Below are 22,781 nucleotides of genomic sequence, written 5' to 3' on the forward strand. Positions count from 1 at the left end.
TATAGCCCGTTACGATAAGTCGTTACGGGCTTTTTTTTCAGAACTTTATATGTAGAAGGTGGAAGAAAAAATTTTTCACCTTTTCACCCTTCCACCTTTTCACCTTTCCACTTTTCCACCCTTCCACCTTTTTTAGTTAGCAAGGGCAAAGGATATACTTCTTTCATATAAATAGATTTACATTAGATTGTTCTGCTTCCGCAAGGTAGGAAGCAACTCCGCCAATCTCAACACCTTCCATCAATTCACTTGGTTCAACGCCCATAATATCCATACTCATTTGGCAGGCGATCATTTTTATTCCTGCTTTTTGGGCTTGCATTATCATCGACTCAAGCGAATCCACATTTTTATTTTTCATTCTTTTTCTCATCAGAATAGGTCCCATTCCAGCAAAGTTTATTTTGGACAAACTCAATTTTAGCGAAGAACGAGGTAGCATAATACCAAACATTTTAGCCATCATATCTTTTTTCTGTTTAGGCGGTTTAGGTATTTTAATTACATTCAAACCCCAAAAAGTAAAGAACATAGTAACTTGTTTACCAGTTGAAGCAGCTCCATTGGCAATTACGAAAGCAGCCAAAGCTCTGTCCAAAGCATCACTGAAGACAATTATGGTTTTATTGTTTCCACTTTCCAAGCTCTTGGATGTTTTTTCACCACCCCTTTTTTGAATGCTGGCAATTATTATTTTACCTTCCGTTTTCACTTCCAAAAGAGTGTTTCCAGTCATTTTACACCAAGCAGGCACATCTTTGGCAAAACCAGGATCGCTGGCAGAAATTTCCAAAATATCGCCTTCCAACAATTTATCCATTTCGTTTTTTAAACGCATAATTGGTCCCGGACATTGTAAACCGCAAGCATCTGCAGTTATTGTCTTTACTTCTCTATCCATTTTTTCTTCCTTGCCTTTATAGATATCATCGTCTTTCCCAATATAATCATCCGCAAAGATATCCTCATTACTTTGTTTCTGAGTGGCGTATTCATAAGTAAGATAACCTCCGGAGAGATTATACACATTCTTGAAGCCGTTTTGCATTAAAATGCGCGTGGCAAAATAGGAACGCAAACCGGTTCCACAGAAAACCACTATTTGTTTATTTTCAGGTATTTCCTTTAACCTCGATCGTAAATCATCCAAAGGGATGTTTATGCTTCCTTCTATTGTTCCCAAAGCAGTTTCATCGGGAGTTCGCACATCAATGATAACGGTATCATTTTTAGCCAAGGAAGTCAAATCATCCCAGTGAATAATCTTAACTAAACCGTTGATAATATTATCAGCTACCATTCCGGCAATATTTACAGCATCTTTGGCACTGGAAAAAGGAGGAGCATAACTATGTTCAATTTCTTGAATTTCATAGATGGTCTCGTTATGTTTCAATATATGAGCCAGCATATCTGTCCTTTTATCTACGCCGTCAAAACCTACAATTTGTGCACCCAACAGTTTTCCATCTTTAGGGCTAAAAACAATCTTTATCGTTAGGGGCAGAGCATCAGGATAGTAACCTGCATGAGAAGAAGTATGTATAATGGAAGAAATATAATCTATTCCTGCATCTTTCAAAACTTTTTCCGATACACCAGTTGAACCGACAGTAATATCAAAGACCTTGGCAATGGCAGTTCCAATGCTACCTTTATATTTTCGGATGTTACCTTTAACGATATTATCAGCCACAATGCGTGCCTGTTTATTTGCGGGTCCCGCCAGATAAGTTAAGCTTTCCATTTTGGTAATCGGATTGGGAAACGCAATTGCATCTCCCAAAGCATAAATATCAGGATCGCTGGTTTGCAGATAAGAATTTACTCTTATCCCTTTGTTTATTCCCAATTCCAAACCGGCTGCTTCTGCCAATTTACTATCAGGACGAACTCCAATGGATAATAATACCATATCTGCATTTATTGTCCTCCCACTTTGTAAATGGACTTGCAAGCCACCTTCATTTCTACTAAAGGATGAGACGCCATCTTTAAGATAAAATTCCACTTCTTTCGTTTTTAAGTGTTGATGGACAATAGCCGCCATTTCATAATCCAAAGGAGTCATAACTTGTTCCGCCATTTCCACCAAAGTAACTTTCATCCCCAAATTATGTAAATTTTCCGCCATTTCCAATCCGATGAATCCTGCGCCAATAATAACGCAATGCTGAACTTTATGGCTTTCAATGTATTCCTTGATTTTATCCGTATCGGATACATTTCGCAGCGTAAAAATAGCGCCATCGGAAATTCCAGGTAGGGGAGGAATTAAAGGTTCAGCGCCAGGTGAAAGAACCAATTTATCATAATTTTCATTATATTGGCTACCATCCGCTCTTTTAACCGTAACCGTTTTTTCCTTTCCATTGATGGCAATAACTTCTTGATGGATGCGAACATCTACATTTAAACGAGCTTTAAAGCTTTCCGGCGTCTGAACAAACAGCCGATCCCTTTCTTTAATTACGCCTCCAATATAATATGGCAAACCACAATTTGCATAAGATATATAGCCATAGCGCTCAAACATAATTATTTGCGCATTTTCATCCAAGCGTCTTAAACGAGCTGCAGTTGTTGCACCACCCGCAACACCACCGACAATCACATATTTGGACATTCTCCTAATCTCCTTTTTCCAATTTATTTACTATATTGTATAAGATAATTGTTTATGCATATTTGGCAAGTATCAAATATCAAAGCCCATCTCTTTCGCCTTCTAAACCTTCTTATAAGGATAAATAGCCCTTATAGCGATTTGTTAAGAAAAATTAATCGAAAAAAACCTGTTTTTTCTTGCTTAAAATCAGCTATCTTATCTTTAGGTATAAATATGGAAAATAAAGGAAAAAAAATCTATCTTGTAGAAGACGAAACTGACATTTTGGAGCTCCTAAAAATGTTGCTGAAAAATGCGGGTTTTGTTGCCAAGGGTTTTACAACCGCCCTGCCAATGCTGAATTTACTTAAAATTGAGCATCCAGACCTGGTTATTTTAGATTTGATGTTACCCGATATGGATGGAATGGAAGTTTGCCAAAAACTCAAAAGTGACAAGGCAACTAATAAAGTCCCCATTATAATGCTTACGGCAAGAACAGACCTCGAAGATAGGATTAAAGGGTTGGAATATGGCGCGGACGATTACATTACCAAACCTTTTGAAAACAGAGAATTGATAGCCAGAATAAATGCTGTTTTGCGACGCAGCGATTGGGAAAGCGATAAAAACATCCTTTCCATAACTGAAAACTTCATCATCGATTTTAATCGTTATGAGGTTTGGATTGAGGGCAAGCACCTTGACCTCACATTAACCGAATTTAAAATCCTGCAATTACTTACTAAAAGACCGGGTTGGGTTTATAATCGCAGTCAGATTTTGGATTATCTTTGGGGCAATGACAAAACTGTAATTGAACGCACGATAGATGTTCACATTCGCAATTTACGCGAAAAAATGGGCAACTATGCCTATCTGATTAAAAATATCAGAGGAGTAGGTTATCAATTTTCCGATGAGGTAGAAAATGAGCTTAAAAAAGAGTAGTTTTGTTCTACGCTTGATTTTATCCTTTGCTTTCATCTTATTGCTGGTGGCTTTTTTAATGTTTGCTAAAATGCCCACTTGGTTATCCCTAATTATTTTACTAATTGTCTCTGGCTTGCTTACCGCTCATTTGATTTTCAGTTTGCGCAAACAGCTTTCTTTAATCTCGCAAACAACATTGCAAATAGCGAAAGGAAATCATACTTTACGCTTTCCGGAATTGAATTTTACCGAATTAAACACTTTAAGCGCAGATTTAAATGGTATGCTGGAAAAGCTGGATAAAACCATTCATCATTTAGCTGTCCACCGTGAAGAATTGCGTTTAGTGCTGAGCACCATAGATGATATTTTATGGTCTCAAAGTTTGGAAGGTAAACTGGAATGGGTAAATCTACCATTTCAAGATATTTTCGGAAAAATAGACACCAAAAAGAAGATTTATTACTGGGAAGTTATTCGCGATCCCATTTTACTTTCGTTCATCAAAAATACGGCAAGCAGTAAAGATAAATTGTTGCAAGAAGCGGAAATAGAAGGGCATTATTATTTGTTTTCCAGCACTCATAATGACAAAGCAAAACGCCGAGTTTTCATTTTGCAAAATATTGACGAAATCCGCCAAGTGGAGCAGATAAAAAAGGATTTTATCGTGAATTTGGCTCATGAACTCCGAACTCCTTTAACGGCAATCAGTGGATTTGCGGAAGCAATGGAAGAAAATATCAATGAAGCAAACCGAAATTACTTAAAGATTATCCAAAACCACACCCTCCGTTTAGTTCATCTCATTAGCGATTTGGAACAGCTTATCCGTCTGGAAAGCATAAAAGAACTGGAATTCCAAGATACAAATTTAGCTACATTTTTCCAAAATATCGCCTTAATTTTAACTCCGATGGTGGAAGAAAAAGGGCTCTATCTTAACATCGAACTGGATGAAAATTTACCGCGTCTGATTTGTGACCCTTTTAAATTGGAACAGGTATTCATCAATTTAGTCCAAAATTCTCTGCGTTACACAACACAAGGCGGCATAACCATTCGGAGCAGATTAGCCACCAATGAAGCGCTTTTTGAGGTCTCCGATACTGGCATTGGCATAGATAACATCCATTTACCGCGTATTTTTGAGCGTTTTTATGTGGCTGATCCAGCCAGAAATAAGTCCCAAAGCGGAACGGGATTGGGTTTAGCCATTGTAAAACATATCGTTCAATTACATAATGGCTCCATAACCGTAAAAAGTGAATTGGGAACCGGTACCGTTTTCAGTATTTTGTTACCCTTAACACAACCCCACCAACTGGAAAATAATGATTGACCTAACTCCCGATGAATTAATTGAACGCTATGCCAATTTTGCCTACAGCATCGCTAAACAATATCGAAATAAAGGGCTGGATTGGGAGGACATTAAACAGGAATCACTTTTGGGTTTGCTGAAAGCAGGCAATCATTTTCTTCCGGAAAAAGATGTTCAATTTACCACCTATGCCACTTATTGGATTAAAAAACAAATCATAGAATCGCTAAAAAATAATTCCTTCCTAAGAGAAGAGGACTTTAACGAGAATATAGCAAAAACAGATAGCACATTGGAGGAGGCAAATATTCGCGCAATAGAAAGTCCGATTGCTCCACCGGATACGGAAGCAAGTAGTCATAACATTAAATTTACGCAGGACTTACCCCCTTTGGAAAGAACCATTTTGGAATTGGCTTTCAACGAAAAAAAGACCCTAAAAGAAATTGCCCAAATTTTGAATATCAGCGTGGAACGCGTTAATCAGCACAAGAAAAAAGCCCTCCGCCGCCTAAAACAACATTTCTCTAATAGTTAAGACACGCTTACTTCGCCATCTAATATCCCTCTATCATTACAGTAACACTTCCCTAACTTTGTTACAGAAATGTTAAAGAAGTGTTAGAGCAGTGTAAGAGTTGTGTTACGGAATCGAGTAAGAACCGATTAAGAATCAATCAGTTAGGCATTCATAACTTTCCTTGTTATAAAGTGGTTGAGAAAATTGGCGGGCAAACACTTTTGTGCCAGATTCAAGAAAGCATTTCATTCTTGTTTTGCCCTCCAGAAAAAGCTTTGTTCATTCGTATAGGTAACGAATTGAACTATGACAACCCAAGTTTTACAGTTTGGCTACGGCAGAGTTAATCAAATTCTTTGTCTATATTATGTTTAATAACTTTACCTTGAGCAAGAAAAATAGTGTTTTCAGCTATATTGGTAGAGAGATCGCCAATTCTTTCCAAATTTTTGGCTATGCGTAAAATATGGAGATAAAGGTCTGTCTGTAAAGGATTTGCTTGGATTAGTTCTATCAAATGTCTATAAATTTTGCGGTTATAATCATCAACTACATTATCTGCATCACAAACTTGGTGTGAGAGAACATTATCCTCTGTGGTAAAAGCAGTTAGGGCATCTTTTAACATTTTCAAAGCGGAGTCCTGCATAGCAAAGAGTTCAGGTATTAATTGTAAAACGGGATTGCCCATTAGATGCGCTGCACTTTCAGCAATATTAACTGCCTGATCTCCCAAGCGTTCCAAGTCATTATTGATTCTGTAAATCATCAAAATTTGCCTGAGGTCTTTGGCTTCCGGTTGATTTAACGCAATCAAAGTTAAGCATTTATCGTCCAAGTCAATTTCAATCTTGTTAACTTTATTTTCCAAAGTATTTACTTCTTCCTGATACGATTTTCCGAAATTTACCAATTCCTCCATAGCTAAAACGACCATTTTTTCTACCAGTCCAGCTTCTTCAAGCAATGTTTTTTTTAATTCATAGATTCTTTCATTCAGCATTATTTCTCCTTATTTATTCTTTAACCGAAGACACCTGTCAAATAGGATTCGGTTCTTTTATCTTTGGGAACGGTAAAAACCTTTTCCGTAGGCCCATATTCCACTAATTCACCCAGATACATAAAAGCAGTGTAATGTGAAATTCTGCCTGCCTGGGCAATATTATGAGTGACGATTAAAATGCAAACATTTTTTTGCAATTCCAAACACAATTCTTCAATTTTAGCAGTCGATTGAGGGTCTAAAGCCGATGTCGGTTCATCCAATAAAAGAACATCTGGTTTATTGGCAAGGGCTCTGGCAATACAAAGTCGTTGTTGTTGGCCCCCGGAAAGAGCTAAAGCAGGTGAATTTAAACGATCTTTAACTTCATCCCAAAGCCAGGCAGCTTTTAATGCCTGTTCAACTCTGTCGTTTATTTCACTTTTACTATATTTTCCCTGAATCTGAAGTCCGTAAGCAACATTTTTATAAATGCTTTTGGGAAAGGGATTGGGCTTTTGAAAAACCATTCCGATTTTGGAACGAATTTCAGTAACATCCGCTTTCGAAGCGTAAAGGTCTGAATCTAAAAGTTTTACTTTGCCCTCAATTTTGGTCTCCGGGATCAGATCATTCATCCGATTAAAACAACGCAACAAAGTTGATTTGCCGCAACCTGAAGGTCCGATTATGGCGGTGACTTTTTTATCTAATACGCTAAGATTGATATTTTTAAGAATCTGATTCTTACCGAACCATAAGTTTAAATTTTCTGTAGTTAAGATTTCATTTACCATTTTCTCTTTCTCCTAATAGAGGAACGCATAATTACAGCTACGGCACTAATGCTTAAAACCATCAATAATAAAACAACCGCTGTTCCATAAGCAATGGGAATCTGGGTTTCCGGATGGGTTCCTTCCGTCATTAAAGCATAAATATGATAAGGTAATGCCATAACATCATCACCCAAACTATTGGGCAAACGCCGCGTATAAAATGTTGCCGCCGTAAACATTATAGGGGCTGTTTCGCCTGCAACTCTGCCAATGCAAATGATAATACCGGTCAAAATGTTAGGTAAGGCGGTTGGGATAACAATTCTGCTTATGGTCTGTCTTTTCGTTGCTCCCAAAGCTAATGATGCTTCAAAAAAATCAGAAGGAACACTTTTTATGGCTTCTATGCAAGTATTGATAAATACTGGCAGGGCTAAAACAGCCAAAGTTAAAGCGCCTGAAATAAGCGAAACATTGAACCCCAGAAGGTTTACAAAGATAGCCATGCCAAATAAGCCAAAAATAATGGACGGCGTCCCTGCCAAAGTATCAATTGCAGTTTGCACTATTTTTACCAGCCATCTCGGTTTACCGTAATGGGTTAAAAAAATAGCCGTTAAAATTCCCAATGGAATGGTGATGCACATTGCCATAACGGTAAGCCAAAAAGTTCCTACTAATGCAGGAAAAATGCCTCCTTCCTGCATCGCGTTTCTGGGAGCCGTAAAAATAAATTCCCAGCTTAAAGCCGAGCCACCTAAATAAAATATTCTAATTAAGAATATTGCCAACGCCAAAATAGTTACTCCTACTAAAATAGTAAGAATTGTGACCCCTGAACCGTTATAGAATTTGCGTTTATTCATTTTTACTCTTTTTTAGGATGAAAATCTCGGTTATTAAATTGGAGAGAAAGGTAAAGATAAATAGTAAGATAGCCAGTGCATATAATGACTGATAATGTAAACTGCCTATAACTGTCTCTCCCATTTCGGCTGCTATGGTAGAGGTGATGGGTCTTACTGAATCAAAAATCCCTTTGGGAATTTGAGCGCTGCCACCTGAAACCATTAAAACAACCATTGTTTCTCCAATCGCTCTACCCAAACCAAGTAAAATACTTCCGATTATTCCTCTTCTGGCTGCGGGAACGATTACTCTGAAAACACACTCCATTTTAGTGGATCCCAAAGCTAAAGATGCTTCTCGCATAGATTTGGAGACATTAGATAACGCATCCTCACTCATACTGGCTATGATCGGAATAATCATCAGCCCCAAAATTAAAGAGGTGGAAAAAACATTCAGACCTGTATCTAAATGCAACCATTTACTGGTTAATGGAGCTATAAAAGACATACCAAACAAACCATAAACCACAGATGGAATTCCAGCTAAAAGTTCTATTATGGGCTTAACTATTTCCCTTAAACGATTTCCCGCTATTTCAGAAATAAATATTGCACTTCCCAAACCTAAAGGAATGCCTATTAATAAGGCACCTATCGTTACAGAAAATGAGCCAATAATAAGTGTCCAGGCGCCAAATTCCGGTTCTGAATTAGTCGGATACCAACCGTTACCAAAAATAAAATCCTTTATTGAGACCGTGTCAAAAAACGGCAATCCCTCATTAAATAAACCGTATATCAATGCCAAAAGAGCAAAAACGGTCAATAATGAGGCAATGTAAACAACTGTTTGAAATGCTTTTTCCTTGTATTTATTCATTAGGACTCCCTTAATAATATAATGTAAAGGGCAGGGTGAATTCCCTACCCTTATGTTTCCGTTCTTTATTTAATGTTTATGAAGCCCTGTTCTTCCACGATTTTTTGTCCTTTTTCACTTTGAATAAATCCGATTAACTTTTCTACTTCTCCTTTGGCATTGCCATTAGTGTACATATATAGCTTGCGAGCAAGAGGATAAGAATTATTTTTTACTGATGCCACAGCAGGGATAACTCTGTTCACACTTAATAGTTTTACGGTCTCATTTACATATCCCAAACCCACATAACCTATGGCTCCCGGTGTATTACTGACTGCACTTAAGACGGCATTGTTGGAAGCAAGTAATTGTGCACTACCTTCAACTTTTGCTCCCGCTAAAACTTTTTCATTAAAGACCTCAAAAGTGCCGGAAGAAACATCCCTCGAAACAGCTACAATCGGTAGATTAGGTCCACCTAACGCTTTCCAGTTCTTTATTTTACCTGTGTAAATATCTTTTATCTGCTGGATGGTTATGTCTTTTATGGGATTATTTGTATGCACAATAATGCTGATGGCGTCATTGGCAATGGCGTAAGCGACGGGATTTATGCCTTTTGCTTTTGCGACGGAAATTTCTTTGGACTTCATTGGCCGACTGGAATTGCAAATATCGGTAGTTCCATTTTGCAAAGCGGCAACTCCCACTCCTGAACCTCCTCCGCGAACCGAAATATTTATTTCCGGATGGTTATCCATATAGGATTCAGCTGCTGCCTGAGCGATCGGTAAAACAGTTGTTGAACCAGTGCAAGTAATCTGATTTTTACTTGCTGCGGATAAATTTAACGCAGCAATTATCATTGATACAAGGGCGATAATATAGATTTTGGTTTTCATTTTTTTCTCCTATTATTTTATAGTGTATTGGCAAACTTCCATTTAAGCTGCAAATTGATTTGGGAGGAATCTTGCTTCCCATTTGCATAGTCACTATGGGATTTATCTTCGTCATATCTTTTGTCAGTATAATTTAGCTGTAATTGCATGGAAGGAGTATCTGTTTCGTCAGGCATAAAATTATAATTTACTCCAATGGTGGAAGCAGCAAGTTTATTCCTGGCTTTATCGGAAACTAAGCGATCAGATTCGTCCCAAAGATCATAACAGCCAACTATTTGAAGGTCATAAGGCAAATACTCCTTCAAATTGATACAAGGAAAAATAGAAATGCCTGTGGCAGTGTATTTTTTAGTTTTATTGCTATCAGTAATATTGGGAAAATCCACATTTTTAACTATATATTCACAATTCAAATCAACCGGTCCATAAGCCAAACGTGTATAAGCATCCATTAATTGTTGTTTTTCATAGGCAGAATTATTGGCTTCTCCATTCAAATCCTTTTCCCTTCCCACTGTGTTATACATATATGAACCACCGACGGTTAAACCAGTTATGGGGGTAACACGCAAATTACCTAAATAGGCAAAATCAGTATTGTCTTTTAGATTGGCACCTACTTTTTTGTATCCTTCGCCGTTATAAATACCAACAGCGTATTCTCCATATCCGGAAGGTAAATAACCGTTTAAAGTTAAGCCCAAATCAGCCGAATTGGCCACTTTATGTTCATCGGAAGGAGCTTTGCCTATTAATGTATAGCTCCAATCATAAATACTACCGAAATATACTTTTTGCATCCCTGCGGTTAAGGTCATATCTTTTACGGGTATAAAACCACCAAAATCAACATAAGCATATTTGATTTTCAGCCCAGCTCCGTCTATGCTGCCAGATTTTGTAGAAGCAGTTAATGTGCTATCCTCTAAAGAATATGACTGATATTCGTAGGTCTTGTCAGTTGTATAGATATCAACCGTAAAACGACCTTTTACTTGTTCAGTAAATTTGGTTTCCAAACCTAAGTAACCTCTTTCCAAAGAGAGATAATTATTCACCAATTTGTTTTCATAATTTCCGGTAGCATTTTTTCTTTTAGCAATTTCAGCAAGCCAACGCCCCCAAAATTCTCCACTTAACTTTGTTTCTAAACCATTCATAGCCATTGGGACAAAAAGTAATCCCAGGCAAATCAGATTCAACATAAGTTTCTTTCTTGTCATTTTTTTCTCCTTTGTTTACTTTTGGCTTTCGCCTCTACTATGATTATACTGTGCGTCTGTTAAGATTTTATAAAGTGAAGGTTAAGTTTTCTTCACATTCTTATATGTTATTATGAGACAGTAAGATAGTTATATATCGAAGGCAAGGTAGCGGTTAAATTGAAAAAGATGCCCTTAGTGGATTTTGGTTGAATTATTTTAAACATATTTCTATGCCAAATTAAGGGCTATTGCCGTCTTCGCAGTCCTTTATTTAAAACACTATAATGAAAACAAAAAAAATTCTGGACAGCTTATGCACTTTTCCAGAAATGAACCAAAATAAATTTTGGAGATAAAATGAAGAAAGGATTAATTGTCTTACTCGTTATCGTTCTGCTGATTATAATCTTGGCAGGATGGTCTATCGGACGCTACAACGCCATTCAGAAAGAGAAAGTAAATGTAGAAACTGCCTGGGCTCAAGTGCAGAATATCTATCAAACTCGCTATGACCTGATCCCAAATTTGGTAGAAACAGTTCAAGGCGCTGCGAATTTTGAAAAATCAACCTTAACACAGGTAACCGAAGCCCGCGCTAAAATTGGTGGGAATATAAATCTTCCTCCTGAAGCATTAACTAACCCTCAAGCATTTCAGACATTTCAACAAAGTCAAGCTGGCTTAAGTAATGCTCTTTCGCGCTTGATGGTTGTAGTGGAACGATATCCGGAACTAAAAGCAAACCAAAACTTCCTCACTTTTCAGGCACAATTGGAAGGATTGGAAAACCGGATTAGAACTGAAAGAATGCGTTATAATGATGCAGCTAAAAAATTCAATCAGCTTATTGTTACCTTCCCTAATAACATTATTGCAAGCATTATTAAAGCTAAACCCTTTCAATTCTTCCAGGCAGAAGAAGCCGCACAGACAGCTCCTAAAGTTCAATTTGAATAAAAGTAATTTTTCGGAATACAATTTGCATAAAATAAACCTGTTTGCTCTTCCGAATGATGAAACTTGCTATGTGTATTGTGCGACAGCATATTAAGACGATCAGCAGTTTAATATTTGGCAGAATTAACATAACTTCTAAATAATAAGTATATTGTAAGTGTCCAAAAGTAAAAAAATAATTGGACATATCTCCAAAATTGATTATAATATGTTTAGGATATGCAAAAAGATAAGTGAGGTGTAAAAATGCTGTTAGCCATTAATATCGGCAAACTGACAGATGATTTTATTACGCCGGAAAGAATAAGTTTAACAATAAGAGTCGTTCTGATTCTCCTGGTTGGAATACCGCTGGTGAGATTGATCAAGACCATAACTGGAAAAATAGTTAAAAACCGTCTATCTCCGCAAAGCGAACAATTAGTAGTCCGAACTGTATATTATTTAGCCATATTAGTTCTATTCATTACTTTATTAAATGAATTTGGATTTCATCTATCAGCTATTTTAGGCGCTGCAGGTATTTTTGGAGTAGCTATTGGGTTTGCTTCCCAAACCAGTTTTTCCAATATTATCAGCGGCATCTTTTTGATCTCGGAAAAGCCCTTTCAGATAGGTGATGTAGTTCAAGTGGGCAATAACATTGGCGCTATTGAGTCAATAGATCTTTTATCTATAAAATTGAAGACACCTGACAACCGATATATCCGAGTTCCCAATGAAACGATGATAAAAACCGAAGTCACTAATATAACGCGATACCCTGTCCGACGCGTAGATATTAATGTTTCAGTTAGCTATGATGATGATGTAAATAAAGTTCAAAATCTCCTTTTAGATATTGTTACTTCAGAGCCAATGGCATTGAAAGATCCTGCTCCAATGTTTTTGGTTGATAAATTTGCCGATTCCGGAATTAACTTACTTTTCGGAGTTTGGGCTAAGAAAGAAGATTATTCTAATTTGAAAACTTCTTTAATGATAGCTATTAAAGATAGATTTAAACAAGAAAACATAGAAATTCCCTATCCTCATATTTCCATTGCCAATTTAGAGGATATCCAGTGTAAACCAATAACTTAAAAAAAAACAAAATAAATAAAAAGGAAGTGTAATATGAGCACTAAACCTGAAATCAAAGCCATCATCTTCGATCTTGATGGCACCCTCATAGACAGCATTACAGATATCGCCAATGCAATGAATGCTGCTTTAAAAGAACTTGGCTATCCAGAACATCCTGTTGATGCCTATAAGCATTTTATAGGAGATGGTCAAATGGAACTGGCAAGAAAAGTTTTGCCGGAAAATAAGCGGACTCCAGAAAATATCAATGCGCTTGCCAAAAAATACTGGGATAACTACGATATTGCTTGGTATCTGCATACTAATATTTTCTCAGGTGTGCTTTATTTAATTCAGCTTGCCGTAGCGCGTAAAATGAAACTAGCAATCCTTTCCAATAAGCCACACTATTTTACAAAAAAGATGATCCGTCACTTCTTCCGGGGAGCTATGATCCGCCATACAAAAAATCCTTTTGGCGTTTATAGCGGTGAAGAGCCAGATAAGCCCAGAAAACCAGACCCCACATTGGCATTGGAGCTGGCAGACAAAATGAAAGTAAAGCCCAAATTTTGTGCCTTTGTGGGTGATAGCATCGTTGATATTCAAACTGCTAAAAATGCAGGAATGATAGCTATCGGAGCTGCTTGGGGTTACAGCAGCAAAAAAGACCTTCAGGATGCAGGCGCGGATATGATTTTTGATAGCCCAACGCAGATGTCTGCCTACCTTGATTCTCTGCCAATGTGTCTATGAAAAGTTACAGGAAAGAACTGCACCTTAAAACTGAAAAACGCAGGGACTATCTAAATATCACTTTAGAGGTAAAAAATGCCTTATTCGAAAGTGGTATCCAAGAAGGCCTTTGCTTGGTTAATCCTATGCACATTACTGCCTCCATTTTCATCAATGACGATGAGACGGGATTGCATAACGATTTTGAGACCTGGCTGGAAAAATTAGCCCCGGAAAAGCCCTATTCCCAATATCACCATAATGGTTTTGAAGATAATGCCGATGCACATCTGAAAAGACAAATTATGGGAAGAGAAGTTGTTATTGCCGTTACTAATGGTGAATTGGATTTCGGCACTTGGGAACAGATATTCTATGGCGAATTTGATGGTAAGCGTGATAAACGGGTCTTAATCAAAATAATTGGAGAATAGGTTTAGCAAAGCTTAAAAGCCAAATATTAAAAGCATAAATGGAGCCCGGTTAACAAAACCGGGCTCTTTCTATAATTAGCGGAAAAAGTAGTATAACCCAGTTTGAGGAATATACATCATAATTTCACTGTCCTCATCAATAGTGAGAGGTAATTCTACAACCCAGTGGAAGTTTTGCCCCACTTGAAAATCAAAACCCAATCCAAAGCCCAAATAATAATTGTATTTGTCACCCCATTTTTTCCTTTCAGGTTGGTCCATAATTCGCACATAATGATCATTGGATGACAACCGATAATCTACTTCATATTCCCTAATCAAGGAATACAGTACTGAGCCGCCACCAAAGATGTAAAATCTGCCTATATCATTATTTGCAAGAGTATGCAGATAATTCAAAGAAGAACTAATAGTAGTTTTCCGTCCTTTCTCTGTTTTAGTTATTTCTGAAGCGCCACTATAATAACCGTAAACATCATAATCAATATCTTTGGAACCGGTGGTCATTCCTCCTAAAACATATTGGAATCCACTTTTTTGCCAATAGTTACGATAAGCAAAACCATTTCCTGACACAGTTCCAAATTGAAAACCCATACCTGTATCTCGAGCATCTTTAGTAACTTGTGCTTTCTTCGTCTCTGCGCCTATTACGCACAAACAGAACAACAATATGCTGATTAAACACAACCTTTTCATTATTTCTCCTTTTGGCGGTATGCCATTATGTTCTATTTGACAATATAATCATCCTTAGAAATAAGGCAAATATTTTATATCTGCCTTCTCTTGTTAGCAAACTTTTTTCTCATAACCTTAGTTCTTCGTGCTTGACATTTTTCTATTTTAGATAAAATGACACTATTGGTAAATAAGGAAGGATGTTCTTTATGAAAATAGTTCAAATTGTTGGTGCCAGACCTCAATTTATAAAACTGGCTCCGCTTTCCAGAGAAGTTAGAAAACGCCATCAGGAAATAATTATTCACAGTGGTCAGCATTACGACCCGCAAATGAATGAGGTCTTTTTTCGCGATATGGAAATTCCAGCTCCAGATTATAACCTGAAGGTTGGTTCCGGAAGTCAGGCATTGCAAACAGCTTCAATATTAACTGCTCTGGAACCAGTTTTGGAAAATGAGCGCCCTGATTTAGTAGTTGTTTATGGAGACACAAATACTACTTTAGCAGGAGCTTTATGTGCAACTAAGCTAAACATTAAAACAGCTCATATAGAGTCCTGCCTGCGTAGTTTCAATAAAAGTATGCCAGAAGAAATAAATCGCATCGTAGCAGACCACCTGTGTGATATTTTATTTGCACCCACTGAAACGGCAATGCAAAATGCGAATAAAGAAGGACTACAAAATAAAACATATCTTGTGGGAGATATAATGGTGGATGCACTTCTTTTTGGAATGAGAAAAGCAAAAAATGAATCCCAAGTGCTGTCTCACTTAAAATTAGCTCCGGAAAGTTATTGTCTGCTTACTTTGCATAGACCCTATAATGTAGATGATCCTAAAAATCTGCAACAGATTCTTACAGGTCTGAACCAGTTGCAGAAAAATATTATTTTCCCCGTTCATCCTCGCACTCGCAATATTTTAAGCAAGATGCATGATAAACAGTTTGTTAATCTTCGCTATATAGAACCCCAAGCATATCTGGATTTTATGATGTTGATGCAAAATGCGGAAATGATATTTACTGATTCCGGTGGTGTTCAAAAAGAAGCATACATTCTAAAAAGACCTTGCGTAACTTTGCGTCCGGAAACAGAATGGCTGGAGACAGTCCAAAGTGGATGGAATTTTCTGTTACCAGTTGATTCTAAAGATTTTCCCTCAGCTATAACTGCTTTTCAACCACCGGCAGAGCATCCAGATTTGTTTGGTATGAATGTAGCCCCAAAAATTCTAAAAATAATGGAATCTCAAGGATAATTATCGCTTGGGGAGTAAATCTCATTACCTTATTGCTTCGTAGAGCATTAAAATCGTCTCGGAAATTGAACTCACTTCTTTCTTTTTAAGCACTTTTATCTGATCCATAATTTTGCCTTAGAAGGATAAGATGATACTTTTCCTATATGTAATCCGCTCTTAGGATATTGTGTCCTTCTTTCATTATGAGCAATCAGAGCTATCTCATACTCCCTTTTTGCTAAAGGAGAATAATCCTGTTTTCAGAAACAAGGACACAAACACCCGTCAGGTTACTAAAACCGCATTTATTTATTATTCCGTTCCAATCAGAAGTAAGCTATATAATCAGATTAGTTTATTCTTCTTTGAAGGAGTCCTCATCCTTTAATGTAGCTTCATCCTGTTCAGAATTTATCTCTTCCTTAATTTCTGGTTCGAGTTTGTCCATATCCTTAGGTTCTTCTTCTGTCGCGCTATTTTCCGTTTCTGGGCTTATTTTATCTGCGGACTCTTCTGTTTCATGTTCCAAATCAGCTTTCATCTCAGGTTCCGTGATTTGGACTACTTCGTCTGAATCTATTGGTATTATAACTTCTTTAACCATTTCCGTCGCCATTTCATCAACAGTATCGTTTTCCGAAGCTATCTCCGTTTTTTCTTCCGTTTCCTTTTTTTCGGTTACTTTCTTTTCACGAGAATCTTTTTCTTGTTTCTTTTTCTGTTGTCTGGCAACTTTATCGCGTATAAACTGTTCATGCAAAGCAATATACTCTTCCTGCAATTTAGGATCGCGGGAGAAGAAAAATGCCTTCACGGAAAGGATCAAGCGTCGGTTTTCCATATCCAATTCAATCACTTTCAGGGGTAGTTCTTCACCAATATGGAAAGCGTCATCACTATGTTCAAGCTTGGGAATAGCCAGATGTGAAATCGGAATAAATCCTTCCACTACATCATCATTAATAGGAACATCCACAAGAAGTCCTTTGGGAATTAGTTTGCTGATTTTACCTTTTACTTCCGTATTTACCGGTAAAATTTGGTCTAATATTCCCCAGGGATCAGGAATCAGCTGTTTTACACCCAGGGCAATTCTATGTTGAGCTCTGTCTATGGAGAGAACAATTGTTTGCACTTCTTGATTCTTCTTATAAATTTCCCGGGGATGATAGATTCTTTTTGTCCAGCTCATATCCGAAATATGTATCAAACCATCAATCCCTTCTTCAATCTCCACAAAAGCGCCAAATGCCGTCAAACTTTTTATTTTGCGCGTAAGAATAGTCCCTATCGGATAGCGGTCTTCAATTGTTAGCCAAGGATTGGGGTCCATCTGTTTCATTCCCAAAGATATTCTTTTATTTTCCTTGTCGAGTTCCAGAACTATGGCATTGATGGTCTCGCCTATTTTCACAAACTTCCGCGCATCTGTAATCTTTTTTGTCCAGCTCATTTCTGAAATATGAACTAAGCCCTCAACTCCGGGTTCAAGTTCTACAAAGGCACCGAAGGATTTTACATTAACAACCTTACCAGTTACTCTGTTTCCTTCGGGATATTTAATTTCAATATTTTCCCAAGGATGAGGCACCAATTGTTTCAATCCAAGAGATATTTTATTGGTCTCAGGATCGAAATTGATTACTTTTACTTTTACTTTATCTCCAATCTGTAGCATTTCAGAAGGGTGGTTAATTTTACCCCAGCTCATATCGGAAAGGTGTAATAAACCATCAATTCCGCCTAAATCTATAAAAGCGCCATATTGAGTGATATTTTTTACTTCTCCGTCCAATTCTGAATCAATCGCAATCTTTTTCAGCAGTTCCTGCTTTTTCTGTTCCGCTTCTTCTTCCAAAACTTGCCGGCGGGAAAGAATTATATTATGGTGTTCTTCATCTATATTTACAACTTTAAAAACAAGCTCTTTACCAATAAACTGATCCAAATTGGGAATGGGCTTTAAAGACATTTGCGAGCCAGGTAGAAAACCTTCAATACCAAGTATATCTACAATCATTCCACCTTTCACGCGTCGGCGAATTACTCCGCTCAAAGAAGTCCCATTCACATAAGCATTCTTGATGCGTTCAATGTTGATTAGATAGTCGGCTCTCTTTTTGGAAAGCAATACTTTGCCTTCGCCATTCTCAATTTCGCTAATAAAGACCTTAATCACAGAATTTGGTTCTGGAATTCCACTATAAGCAAATTCCGAGAGAGGAATTACGCCTTCGGATTTGAATCCGATATCAACGCGAACTTCCTTATCGGAAATATCCACAACTGTTCCTTCGATGATTTCACCTTTTTTAAAGCTGGAAAATGATTCCTCATACATAGAAAGCATTTCCTGATGTTCTTTCTCTTCCTGAGTAAGTTCTTTTTCCGGTTTTAGGGAAACGGGAATTTCACTTTCTTTGTTTTCCGCAACATTTGTTTCGGGTTCATTACTTAACATTTCTTCGGATACGGCAATTGAGGGTGTTTCTTCTTCCTCAACTGTTGATTTTGACATCGTGTCTTCACTAATGTCCAAAACGGGCTCCAATTCAGGATTATTGGTTTCCATTTCTTTTACTTCAGTTTCGACTGTGTTTTGATCATGTGTTAACATGATTCCTCCTTAAACAATGGGATTTCTTTAATACTTTTAATTGTATCAAAGCTCCCGCTTTTTTCTAATAATACATTATAAACTCTTACTATCATTTCTTCCGGAGTTGATGCCCCGGCAGTTATTCCTATCTTTTTATATTGGGAAAGATCAATATTTTCTATCTGCTTTTCATCTTCTATATGAAAAGTAGGGCAATATTTTTCACTCAGTTTTGCTAAAGCAGTGGTATTGGAACTTGAATATCCCCCTATCACTATTATAGCATCGCTTTTTTTTGCCAGCTCCACTGTTGCATTCTGCCTTAGCATCGTCGTTAAACATATAGTATTAAATACTCTTAATTCAGCTACCTTAGGGAGCAATTTACATACCAATTCTTTAAGCTTTTCTACTTTTTGCGTAGTTTGAGCAATTAATGCTAATTTTTTTTCAAATATTATAGGAAGAGCTTCATCTTCACCCAGAACTATAGTTTTGGCATTCCCGTAAGAAAACATACTTACTACTTCCGGATGTTGCTTATCGCCAAAAATGATTATGGGGTAATCTTCCTCCACCATTTCCCGGATTATTCTATGTGTCCTTTGCACATAAGGACAAGTGGCGTCAATAATTTCATTGTGATTATCTACCAGTATTTGGTATTCTTCTTTTGTAATACCGTGGGAGCGAATAATAACAATGCTGTTTTTTAGCTCAGAGACATTATGAGCAATACGAATTCCCTGTTGTTCCAGTTCCTGAATCACTCCCGGATTATGAATCAGTTCTCCCAATGCCCAAACAGGTTTATTGCTATTTTTGGTTTCTTTTGCCAATTGAATGGCGCGTTTTACACCAAAACAATATCCAGAATAGGGGGCCAGATAAATTTCCGGAATTTGAGACAAACCGTTTCTTGCTGTTTTAGCATTAGTTAACTTATCAATTTGGGAGCAGATGATTTCATAGAGCTTAATTACTTGTTCTTCAATAGTCAAGTTGCTGGTATCTATTATGATTGCATCATTTGCTGGTTTTAACGGAGCCAAAGATCTGCCTGCATCAGCTTCATCACGCGCTTTCAATTCCTGTAAGACATCTGGCAAAGTTGTTTCTATCCCTTTTTCCTGCAGTTCTTTATAACGACGCAAAGCACGAACTTCCAAATTTGCAATCAGGAAAAATTTGGCTTCCGCTTCAGGAAAAACAAATGTTCCAATATCTCTTCCCTCTAAAACAACTCCACCCTCTTTGCCAAGTTTGCGCTGCAAATCTACCATTTTATAACGCACGATGGGAATGGCAGAAATGGCAGAAGCAGCAGAAGATATTTCCGGAGTGCGAATCTTCTCGCTAACATTTTCACCGTTCAGCCAAATTGTATTGCCCTTTTCTCCATAAGATATCTTAATATCTATCCTTTCCAGCATAGAAGAAATGGCGAAAAGATCATTAAGAGAAATATTTTCCCTCATTGCCTGCAAAGCACAAGCACGATACATTGCTCCCGTATCCAAATACACATATCCCAATTTTTGAGCAAGTAATTTTGCCGTTGTACTTTTACCGGACGCAGCAGGACCGTCTATAGCAACAATAATCTTTCGCATTTATTCCATATTTCTCCATTTTTACCTTATTTTTGAAATAGATAATATCGTCAACTCTTTTTTTCACCGAGCCCATAATGCGTAACAAATAGATATTATATAGTCAACCATAAAAAGAGTTGACATTTAATCAGGAAAAAAAAATCTTGCTTTCCCTGCAGTTTGCAGAGGATTTTATACTTTCTAAATTCTAATTTGCCAAGAGGTTATATTATGTTTAACAGTAAAATTACGATAAAAAAAATGAGCGGAATTAAGTGGCTGTTAGTAGTGGCAATCATTGTCCTTGCCACCCCTAATTTATTTTCTTTTAATACAGGAGATTATCGCACAAAATGGGGTGGTAATTTTGAAGACCTTAATTTATGGGAATATTATAATGGTTCACAATGGGTAAATGCCACTCAATTGCCATCTTCTCCTTTTACATCAACAATTTACATCGCAGGTCAAAACATAACAATGCATAGTTCTATGACTATACAAGGGGGGCTTGTTATAAGTGGAACCTTACAATTAGTTTCAGGAGCAACATTAATAATCAATGAAAGCGTGGATTGTAAAATTGGCAGAATTGAGACCTATAATGGCTCAAAACTAACTATCAATGGGCAAGTAACTGCAAATACCAGTAATTCTTCGGTAGTTGTTAATGAAGGAATTGTGGAAGTCAATGGTATCATCAATTCCTTACCACCAAATAACTGTAATGTTTATGTGAATTCCAACGGAAAAATAATTTTTGGCAGTCAGGGTTCAATAACGGGAAATTGTTCTTTCAGCAATAATTATGGCAGCATCATAGCCACCGCTAATCCCAGCGGTTTAGATGGATCATTGAATTGTTCTGGTAGCATAACTTATAATTCACTCTACCTTATATATAACGGAACTGAACCTCAAATTACAGGATTGAAAATGCCAAATCAGGTTTTAGGCATAGATTTTAATAATCCTGCCGGCATAAGTTTGAGCAGAAATATTACGCTTGTAAATACAGCAACGGTTTATAGCGAAACATCTCTTGATTTTGGGTTGTTTATTATCACAAGTGCATGGACTGGTTCAGGGACTTTTTCTATGGCAGATAACTCTACGATTGCGACTGCAAATCAGGATGGTTTTTCCTCTACTGGCAATACTGGAAGTGTGCAAGTAGGGGCAAGAAATTATAATAGCACCGGTAATTATATTTTTAATGGCAGCACTCCTCAATCTACCGGAAATTTTAATCCGACTCCAACTTCTTATACTGTAAACGATATTGTAATTGATAATCCTGCTGGCATCACTTTTACCAATCCTATTACCGTAGTGTCCACTATGGAACTTATAGAAGGAAATATTAATAATAGTATTCTTCCTGATGGCATAGACGGTTTTTATAGCCCCGATGTCAAAAAGGTAACCATTAGCAAAAACGGAACTTTGATGTATAATTTTATGGCTGAATCGCTTCCTTTCCAAAATAATAACGCATTTGTTAACCGTAAATGGATATTGAAGGGTAATTTCAACGGCACCAAAATAATAACCCTCAATTGGAATGAGGATGAAGATAATGGTCTAAACTGGAATGTGCATAACTTTCCAAAATTATATTTATCCAATAGTGATGAACCGCTAAATACTATTTGGAATCCCGCAAAACCAAGAGAGATTTCTTTTATGGCGCATAATTTTCCTAATAATAGAGATGATGCTTATTACTATATTGGAAGAGGAACCGATGATACTCTTCCTGTAACTTTAAGTTCATTTATTGCTTCTCAAAGCGGAATGTCCTCCGTTAAAATTACTTGGATAACCCAATCGGAAACCAATGTGATGGGCTTCAATATCTTAAGATCCAATCAATCAAATTTGGATTCCGCAATTAACCTGGGCTATTTAACACCAGCTACAAATACTTCACAATTAAGAATTTACCAATATACAGACCAGGTTCTCACTACCGGCATATATTATTATTGGCTGGAAATTGTGGATTTCAATGGCACCAATTCATTTTACGGTCCAGCTATAGTTGAAATTCAAAATACTGGCAGTCAATCCCCTTCCATTCCTGTTTTGGAAGGATTTCATTCCATCGCTCCCAATCCGCTTGATTCCGATGCCAAAATTTTCTTTGGTGTCCCATCCAAATCCGTTGCTCTTATTCAAGTGTATAATATAAAAGGACAACGAGTTAAAACTATCTTAAACGAAACCAAAGATAGCGGTAATTTTTCTGTCCAGTGGGATGCCCGAGACGATAGAGGCAATCTTTTAGCCAATGGAAATTATATCCTGTCTCTTAATGCTTCCGGAAAGGTCTGGACAAAAAAAATAGCTATTCTGCATTAAGTTAACCCGTTACAGCTTCCATATACAAACGCTTCATAGCTCTGTTAGCATCCAAAGCAAATAGTCGCCTACTGCAAACCGATATAATGATAAAGAGCATCCCATAACCATCCCGTGTCACAATACGGGTTG

At 37.2% G+C, this 22,781-nt stretch carries 19 protein-coding genes; 9 read left to right on the top strand and 10 right to left on the bottom strand.

Annotation, left to right across the window (positions count from 1 at the left end; genetic code table 11):
• Positions 1–163: 163 nt before the first annotated feature.
• Positions 164–2,626: an FAD-dependent oxidoreductase gene (locus ABFC98_07145; GenBank protein ID MEN6445802.1), complete on the bottom strand. Its 2,463-nt coding sequence runs from the start codon at positions 2,624–2,626 to the stop codon at positions 164–166.
• A 216-nt stretch (positions 2,627–2,842) separates the two neighbouring features.
• On the opposite strand from ABFC98_07145, the gene ABFC98_07150 reads away from it, so the two are divergent.
• From ABFC98_07150 to ABFC98_07160, 3 genes are read left to right on the top strand one after another with little or no spacing between them, the layout of a single operon-like run.
• A complete protein-coding gene (locus ABFC98_07150) occupies positions 2,843–3,559 on the top strand; it encodes a response regulator transcription factor (protein MEN6445803.1) in 717 nt (238 codons plus the stop codon).
• Positions 3,540–4,883: an ATP-binding protein gene (locus ABFC98_07155; GenBank protein MEN6445804.1), complete on the top strand. Its 1,344-nt coding sequence runs from the start codon at positions 3,540–3,542 to the stop codon at positions 4,881–4,883. The genes ABFC98_07150 and ABFC98_07155 overlap by 20 nt, the downstream gene beginning before the upstream one ends.
• A complete protein-coding gene (locus ABFC98_07160) occupies positions 4,876–5,403 on the top strand; it encodes a sigma-70 family RNA polymerase sigma factor (protein MEN6445805.1) in 528 nt (175 codons plus the stop codon). The genes ABFC98_07155 and ABFC98_07160 overlap by 8 nt, the downstream gene beginning before the upstream one ends.
• A gap of 325 nt (positions 5,404–5,728) precedes the next feature.
• On the opposite strand, the gene phoU is transcribed toward ABFC98_07160, so the two are convergent.
• From phoU to ABFC98_07190, 6 genes are all read right to left on the bottom strand, one after another.
• Positions 5,729–6,388: a phosphate signaling complex protein PhoU gene (gene phoU, locus ABFC98_07165; GenBank protein ID MEN6445806.1), complete on the bottom strand. Its 660-nt coding sequence runs from the start codon at positions 6,386–6,388 to the stop codon at positions 5,729–5,731.
• A 20-nt stretch (positions 6,389–6,408) separates the two neighbouring features.
• Complete coding sequence (pstB, locus tag ABFC98_07170) at positions 6,409–7,167, bottom strand: phosphate ABC transporter ATP-binding protein PstB (protein MEN6445807.1); 759 nt, start codon at positions 7,165–7,167, stop codon at positions 6,409–6,411.
• Positions 7,161–8,015 (bottom strand): phosphate ABC transporter permease PstA, encoded by an 855-nt coding sequence (gene pstA, locus ABFC98_07175; protein MEN6445808.1) that lies wholly within the window; start codon positions 8,013–8,015, stop codon positions 7,161–7,163. Before pstA ends, pstB begins: the two co-directional genes overlap by 7 nt.
• Complete coding sequence (pstC, locus tag ABFC98_07180) at positions 8,008–8,880, bottom strand: phosphate ABC transporter permease subunit PstC (protein ID MEN6445809.1); 873 nt, start codon at positions 8,878–8,880, stop codon at positions 8,008–8,010. Before pstC ends, pstA begins: the two co-directional genes overlap by 8 nt.
• A 65-nt stretch (positions 8,881–8,945) precedes the next feature.
• Positions 8,946–9,764: a phosphate ABC transporter substrate-binding protein gene (locus ABFC98_07185; GenBank protein MEN6445810.1), complete on the bottom strand. Its 819-nt coding sequence runs from the start codon at positions 9,762–9,764 to the stop codon at positions 8,946–8,948.
• 17 nt (positions 9,765–9,781) lie between these two features.
• On the bottom strand, positions 9,782–10,990 hold the full coding sequence (locus ABFC98_07190) for a hypothetical protein (protein ID MEN6445811.1): 1,209 nt from the start codon (positions 10,988–10,990) through the stop codon (positions 9,782–9,784).
• A 339-nt stretch (positions 10,991–11,329) separates the two neighbouring features.
• On the opposite strand from ABFC98_07190, the gene ABFC98_07195 reads away from it, so the two are divergent.
• From ABFC98_07195 to ABFC98_07210, 4 genes are all read left to right on the top strand, one after another.
• On the top strand, positions 11,330–11,929 hold the full coding sequence (locus ABFC98_07195; protein MEN6445812.1) for a LemA family protein: 600 nt from the start codon (positions 11,330–11,332) through the stop codon (positions 11,927–11,929).
• Between the two features lie 246 nt (positions 11,930–12,175).
• A complete protein-coding gene (locus ABFC98_07200; protein MEN6445813.1) occupies positions 12,176–13,012 on the top strand; it encodes a mechanosensitive ion channel family protein in 837 nt (278 codons plus the stop codon).
• 33 nt (positions 13,013–13,045) lie between these two features.
• Positions 13,046–13,750 carry an HAD family hydrolase gene (locus ABFC98_07205; GenBank protein ID MEN6445814.1) on the top strand — a complete coding sequence of 235 codons (705 nt, stop codon included), beginning with the start codon at positions 13,046–13,048 and terminating at the stop codon, positions 13,748–13,750.
• Positions 13,747–14,163, top strand: coding sequence for a secondary thiamine-phosphate synthase enzyme YjbQ (locus ABFC98_07210; protein ID MEN6445815.1), 417 nt, complete (start codon positions 13,747–13,749; stop codon positions 14,161–14,163). Before ABFC98_07205 ends, ABFC98_07210 begins: the two co-directional genes overlap by 4 nt.
• Positions 14,164–14,238: 75 nt before the next feature.
• Here ABFC98_07210 and ABFC98_07215 read toward each other — a convergent pair whose 3' ends face one another.
• The gene (locus tag ABFC98_07215; protein MEN6445816.1) at positions 14,239–14,862 is read right to left on the bottom strand and encodes a hypothetical protein; all 624 of its coding nucleotides are present in this window, start codon (positions 14,860–14,862) and stop codon (positions 14,239–14,241) included.
• Between the two features lie 191 nt (positions 14,863–15,053).
• Here ABFC98_07215 and wecB point away from each other — a divergent pair, with 191 nt between their 5' ends.
• Complete coding sequence (gene wecB / locus ABFC98_07220; GenBank protein ID MEN6445817.1) at positions 15,054–16,109, top strand: UDP-N-acetylglucosamine 2-epimerase (non-hydrolyzing); 1,056 nt, start codon at positions 15,054–15,056, stop codon at positions 16,107–16,109.
• Positions 16,110–16,446: 337 nt separating this feature from the next.
• On the opposite strand, the gene ABFC98_07225 is transcribed toward wecB, so the two are convergent.
• Both ABFC98_07225 and ispH read right to left on the bottom strand, forming a co-directional pair.
• Complete coding sequence (locus tag ABFC98_07225; GenBank protein MEN6445818.1) at positions 16,447–18,708, bottom strand: 30S ribosomal protein S1; 2,262 nt, start codon at positions 18,706–18,708, stop codon at positions 16,447–16,449.
• On the bottom strand, positions 18,702–20,303 hold the full coding sequence (ispH, locus tag ABFC98_07230) for a 4-hydroxy-3-methylbut-2-enyl diphosphate reductase (protein MEN6445819.1): 1,602 nt from the start codon (positions 20,301–20,303) through the stop codon (positions 18,702–18,704). The genes ABFC98_07225 and ispH overlap by 7 nt, the downstream gene beginning before the upstream one ends.
• A 213-nt stretch (positions 20,304–20,516) precedes the next feature.
• Between ispH and ABFC98_07235 the strand changes: the two genes are divergently transcribed.
• Positions 20,517–22,649, top strand: coding sequence for a FlgD immunoglobulin-like domain containing protein (locus tag ABFC98_07235; GenBank protein MEN6445820.1), 2,133 nt, complete (start codon positions 20,517–20,519; stop codon positions 22,647–22,649).
• The last annotated feature ends 132 nt before the right edge of the window (positions 22,650–22,781 follow it).

The sequence above is a fragment of the Candidatus Cloacimonas sp. genome (genome assembly GCA_039680785.1).
Lineage (GTDB): Bacteria > Cloacimonadota > Cloacimonadia > Cloacimonadales > Cloacimonadaceae > Cloacimonas.

What these genes read in the sequence shown, in the direction of transcription:
- ABFC98_07145 (MEN6445802.1), bottom strand. Translation starts at nt 2,626, where the DNA reads ATGTCCAAATATGTGATTGTCGGTGGTGTTGCGGGTGGTGCAACAACT.
- ABFC98_07150 (MEN6445803.1), top strand. Translation starts at nt 2,843, where the DNA reads ATGGAAAATAAAGGAAAAAAAATCTATCTTGTAGAAGACGAAACTGAC.
- ABFC98_07155 (MEN6445804.1), top strand. Translation starts at nt 3,540, where the DNA reads ATGAGCTTAAAAAAGAGTAGTTTTGTTCTACGCTTGATTTTATCCTTT.
- ABFC98_07160 (MEN6445805.1), top strand. Translation starts at nt 4,876, where the DNA reads ATGATTGACCTAACTCCCGATGAATTAATTGAACGCTATGCCAATTTT.
- phoU (MEN6445806.1), bottom strand. Translation starts at nt 6,388, where the DNA reads ATGCTGAATGAAAGAATCTATGAATTAAAAAAAACATTGCTTGAAGAA.
- pstB (MEN6445807.1), bottom strand. Translation starts at nt 7,167, where the DNA reads ATGGTAAATGAAATCTTAACTACAGAAAATTTAAACTTATGGTTCGGT.
- pstA (MEN6445808.1), bottom strand. Translation starts at nt 8,015, where the DNA reads ATGAATAAACGCAAATTCTATAACGGTTCAGGGGTCACAATTCTTACT.
- pstC (MEN6445809.1), bottom strand. Translation starts at nt 8,880, where the DNA reads ATGAATAAATACAAGGAAAAAGCATTTCAAACAGTTGTTTACATTGCC.
- ABFC98_07185 (MEN6445810.1), bottom strand. Translation starts at nt 9,764, where the DNA reads ATGAAAACCAAAATCTATATTATCGCCCTTGTATCAATGATAATTGCT.
- ABFC98_07190 (MEN6445811.1), bottom strand. Translation starts at nt 10,990, where the DNA reads ATGACAAGAAAGAAACTTATGTTGAATCTGATTTGCCTGGGATTACTT.
- ABFC98_07195 (MEN6445812.1), top strand. Translation starts at nt 11,330, where the DNA reads ATGAAGAAAGGATTAATTGTCTTACTCGTTATCGTTCTGCTGATTATA.
- ABFC98_07200 (MEN6445813.1), top strand. Translation starts at nt 12,176, where the DNA reads ATGCTGTTAGCCATTAATATCGGCAAACTGACAGATGATTTTATTACG.
- ABFC98_07205 (MEN6445814.1), top strand. Translation starts at nt 13,046, where the DNA reads ATGAGCACTAAACCTGAAATCAAAGCCATCATCTTCGATCTTGATGGC.
- ABFC98_07210 (MEN6445815.1), top strand. Translation starts at nt 13,747, where the DNA reads ATGAAAAGTTACAGGAAAGAACTGCACCTTAAAACTGAAAAACGCAGG.
- ABFC98_07215 (MEN6445816.1), bottom strand. Translation starts at nt 14,862, where the DNA reads ATGAAAAGGTTGTGTTTAATCAGCATATTGTTGTTCTGTTTGTGCGTA.
- wecB (MEN6445817.1), top strand. Translation starts at nt 15,054, where the DNA reads ATGAAAATAGTTCAAATTGTTGGTGCCAGACCTCAATTTATAAAACTG.
- ABFC98_07225 (MEN6445818.1), bottom strand. Translation starts at nt 18,708, where the DNA reads ATGTTAACACATGATCAAAACACAGTCGAAACTGAAGTAAAAGAAATG.
- ispH (MEN6445819.1), bottom strand. Translation starts at nt 20,303, where the DNA reads ATGCGAAAGATTATTGTTGCTATAGACGGTCCTGCTGCGTCCGGTAAA.
- ABFC98_07235 (MEN6445820.1), top strand. Translation starts at nt 20,517, where the DNA reads ATGTTTAACAGTAAAATTACGATAAAAAAAATGAGCGGAATTAAGTGG.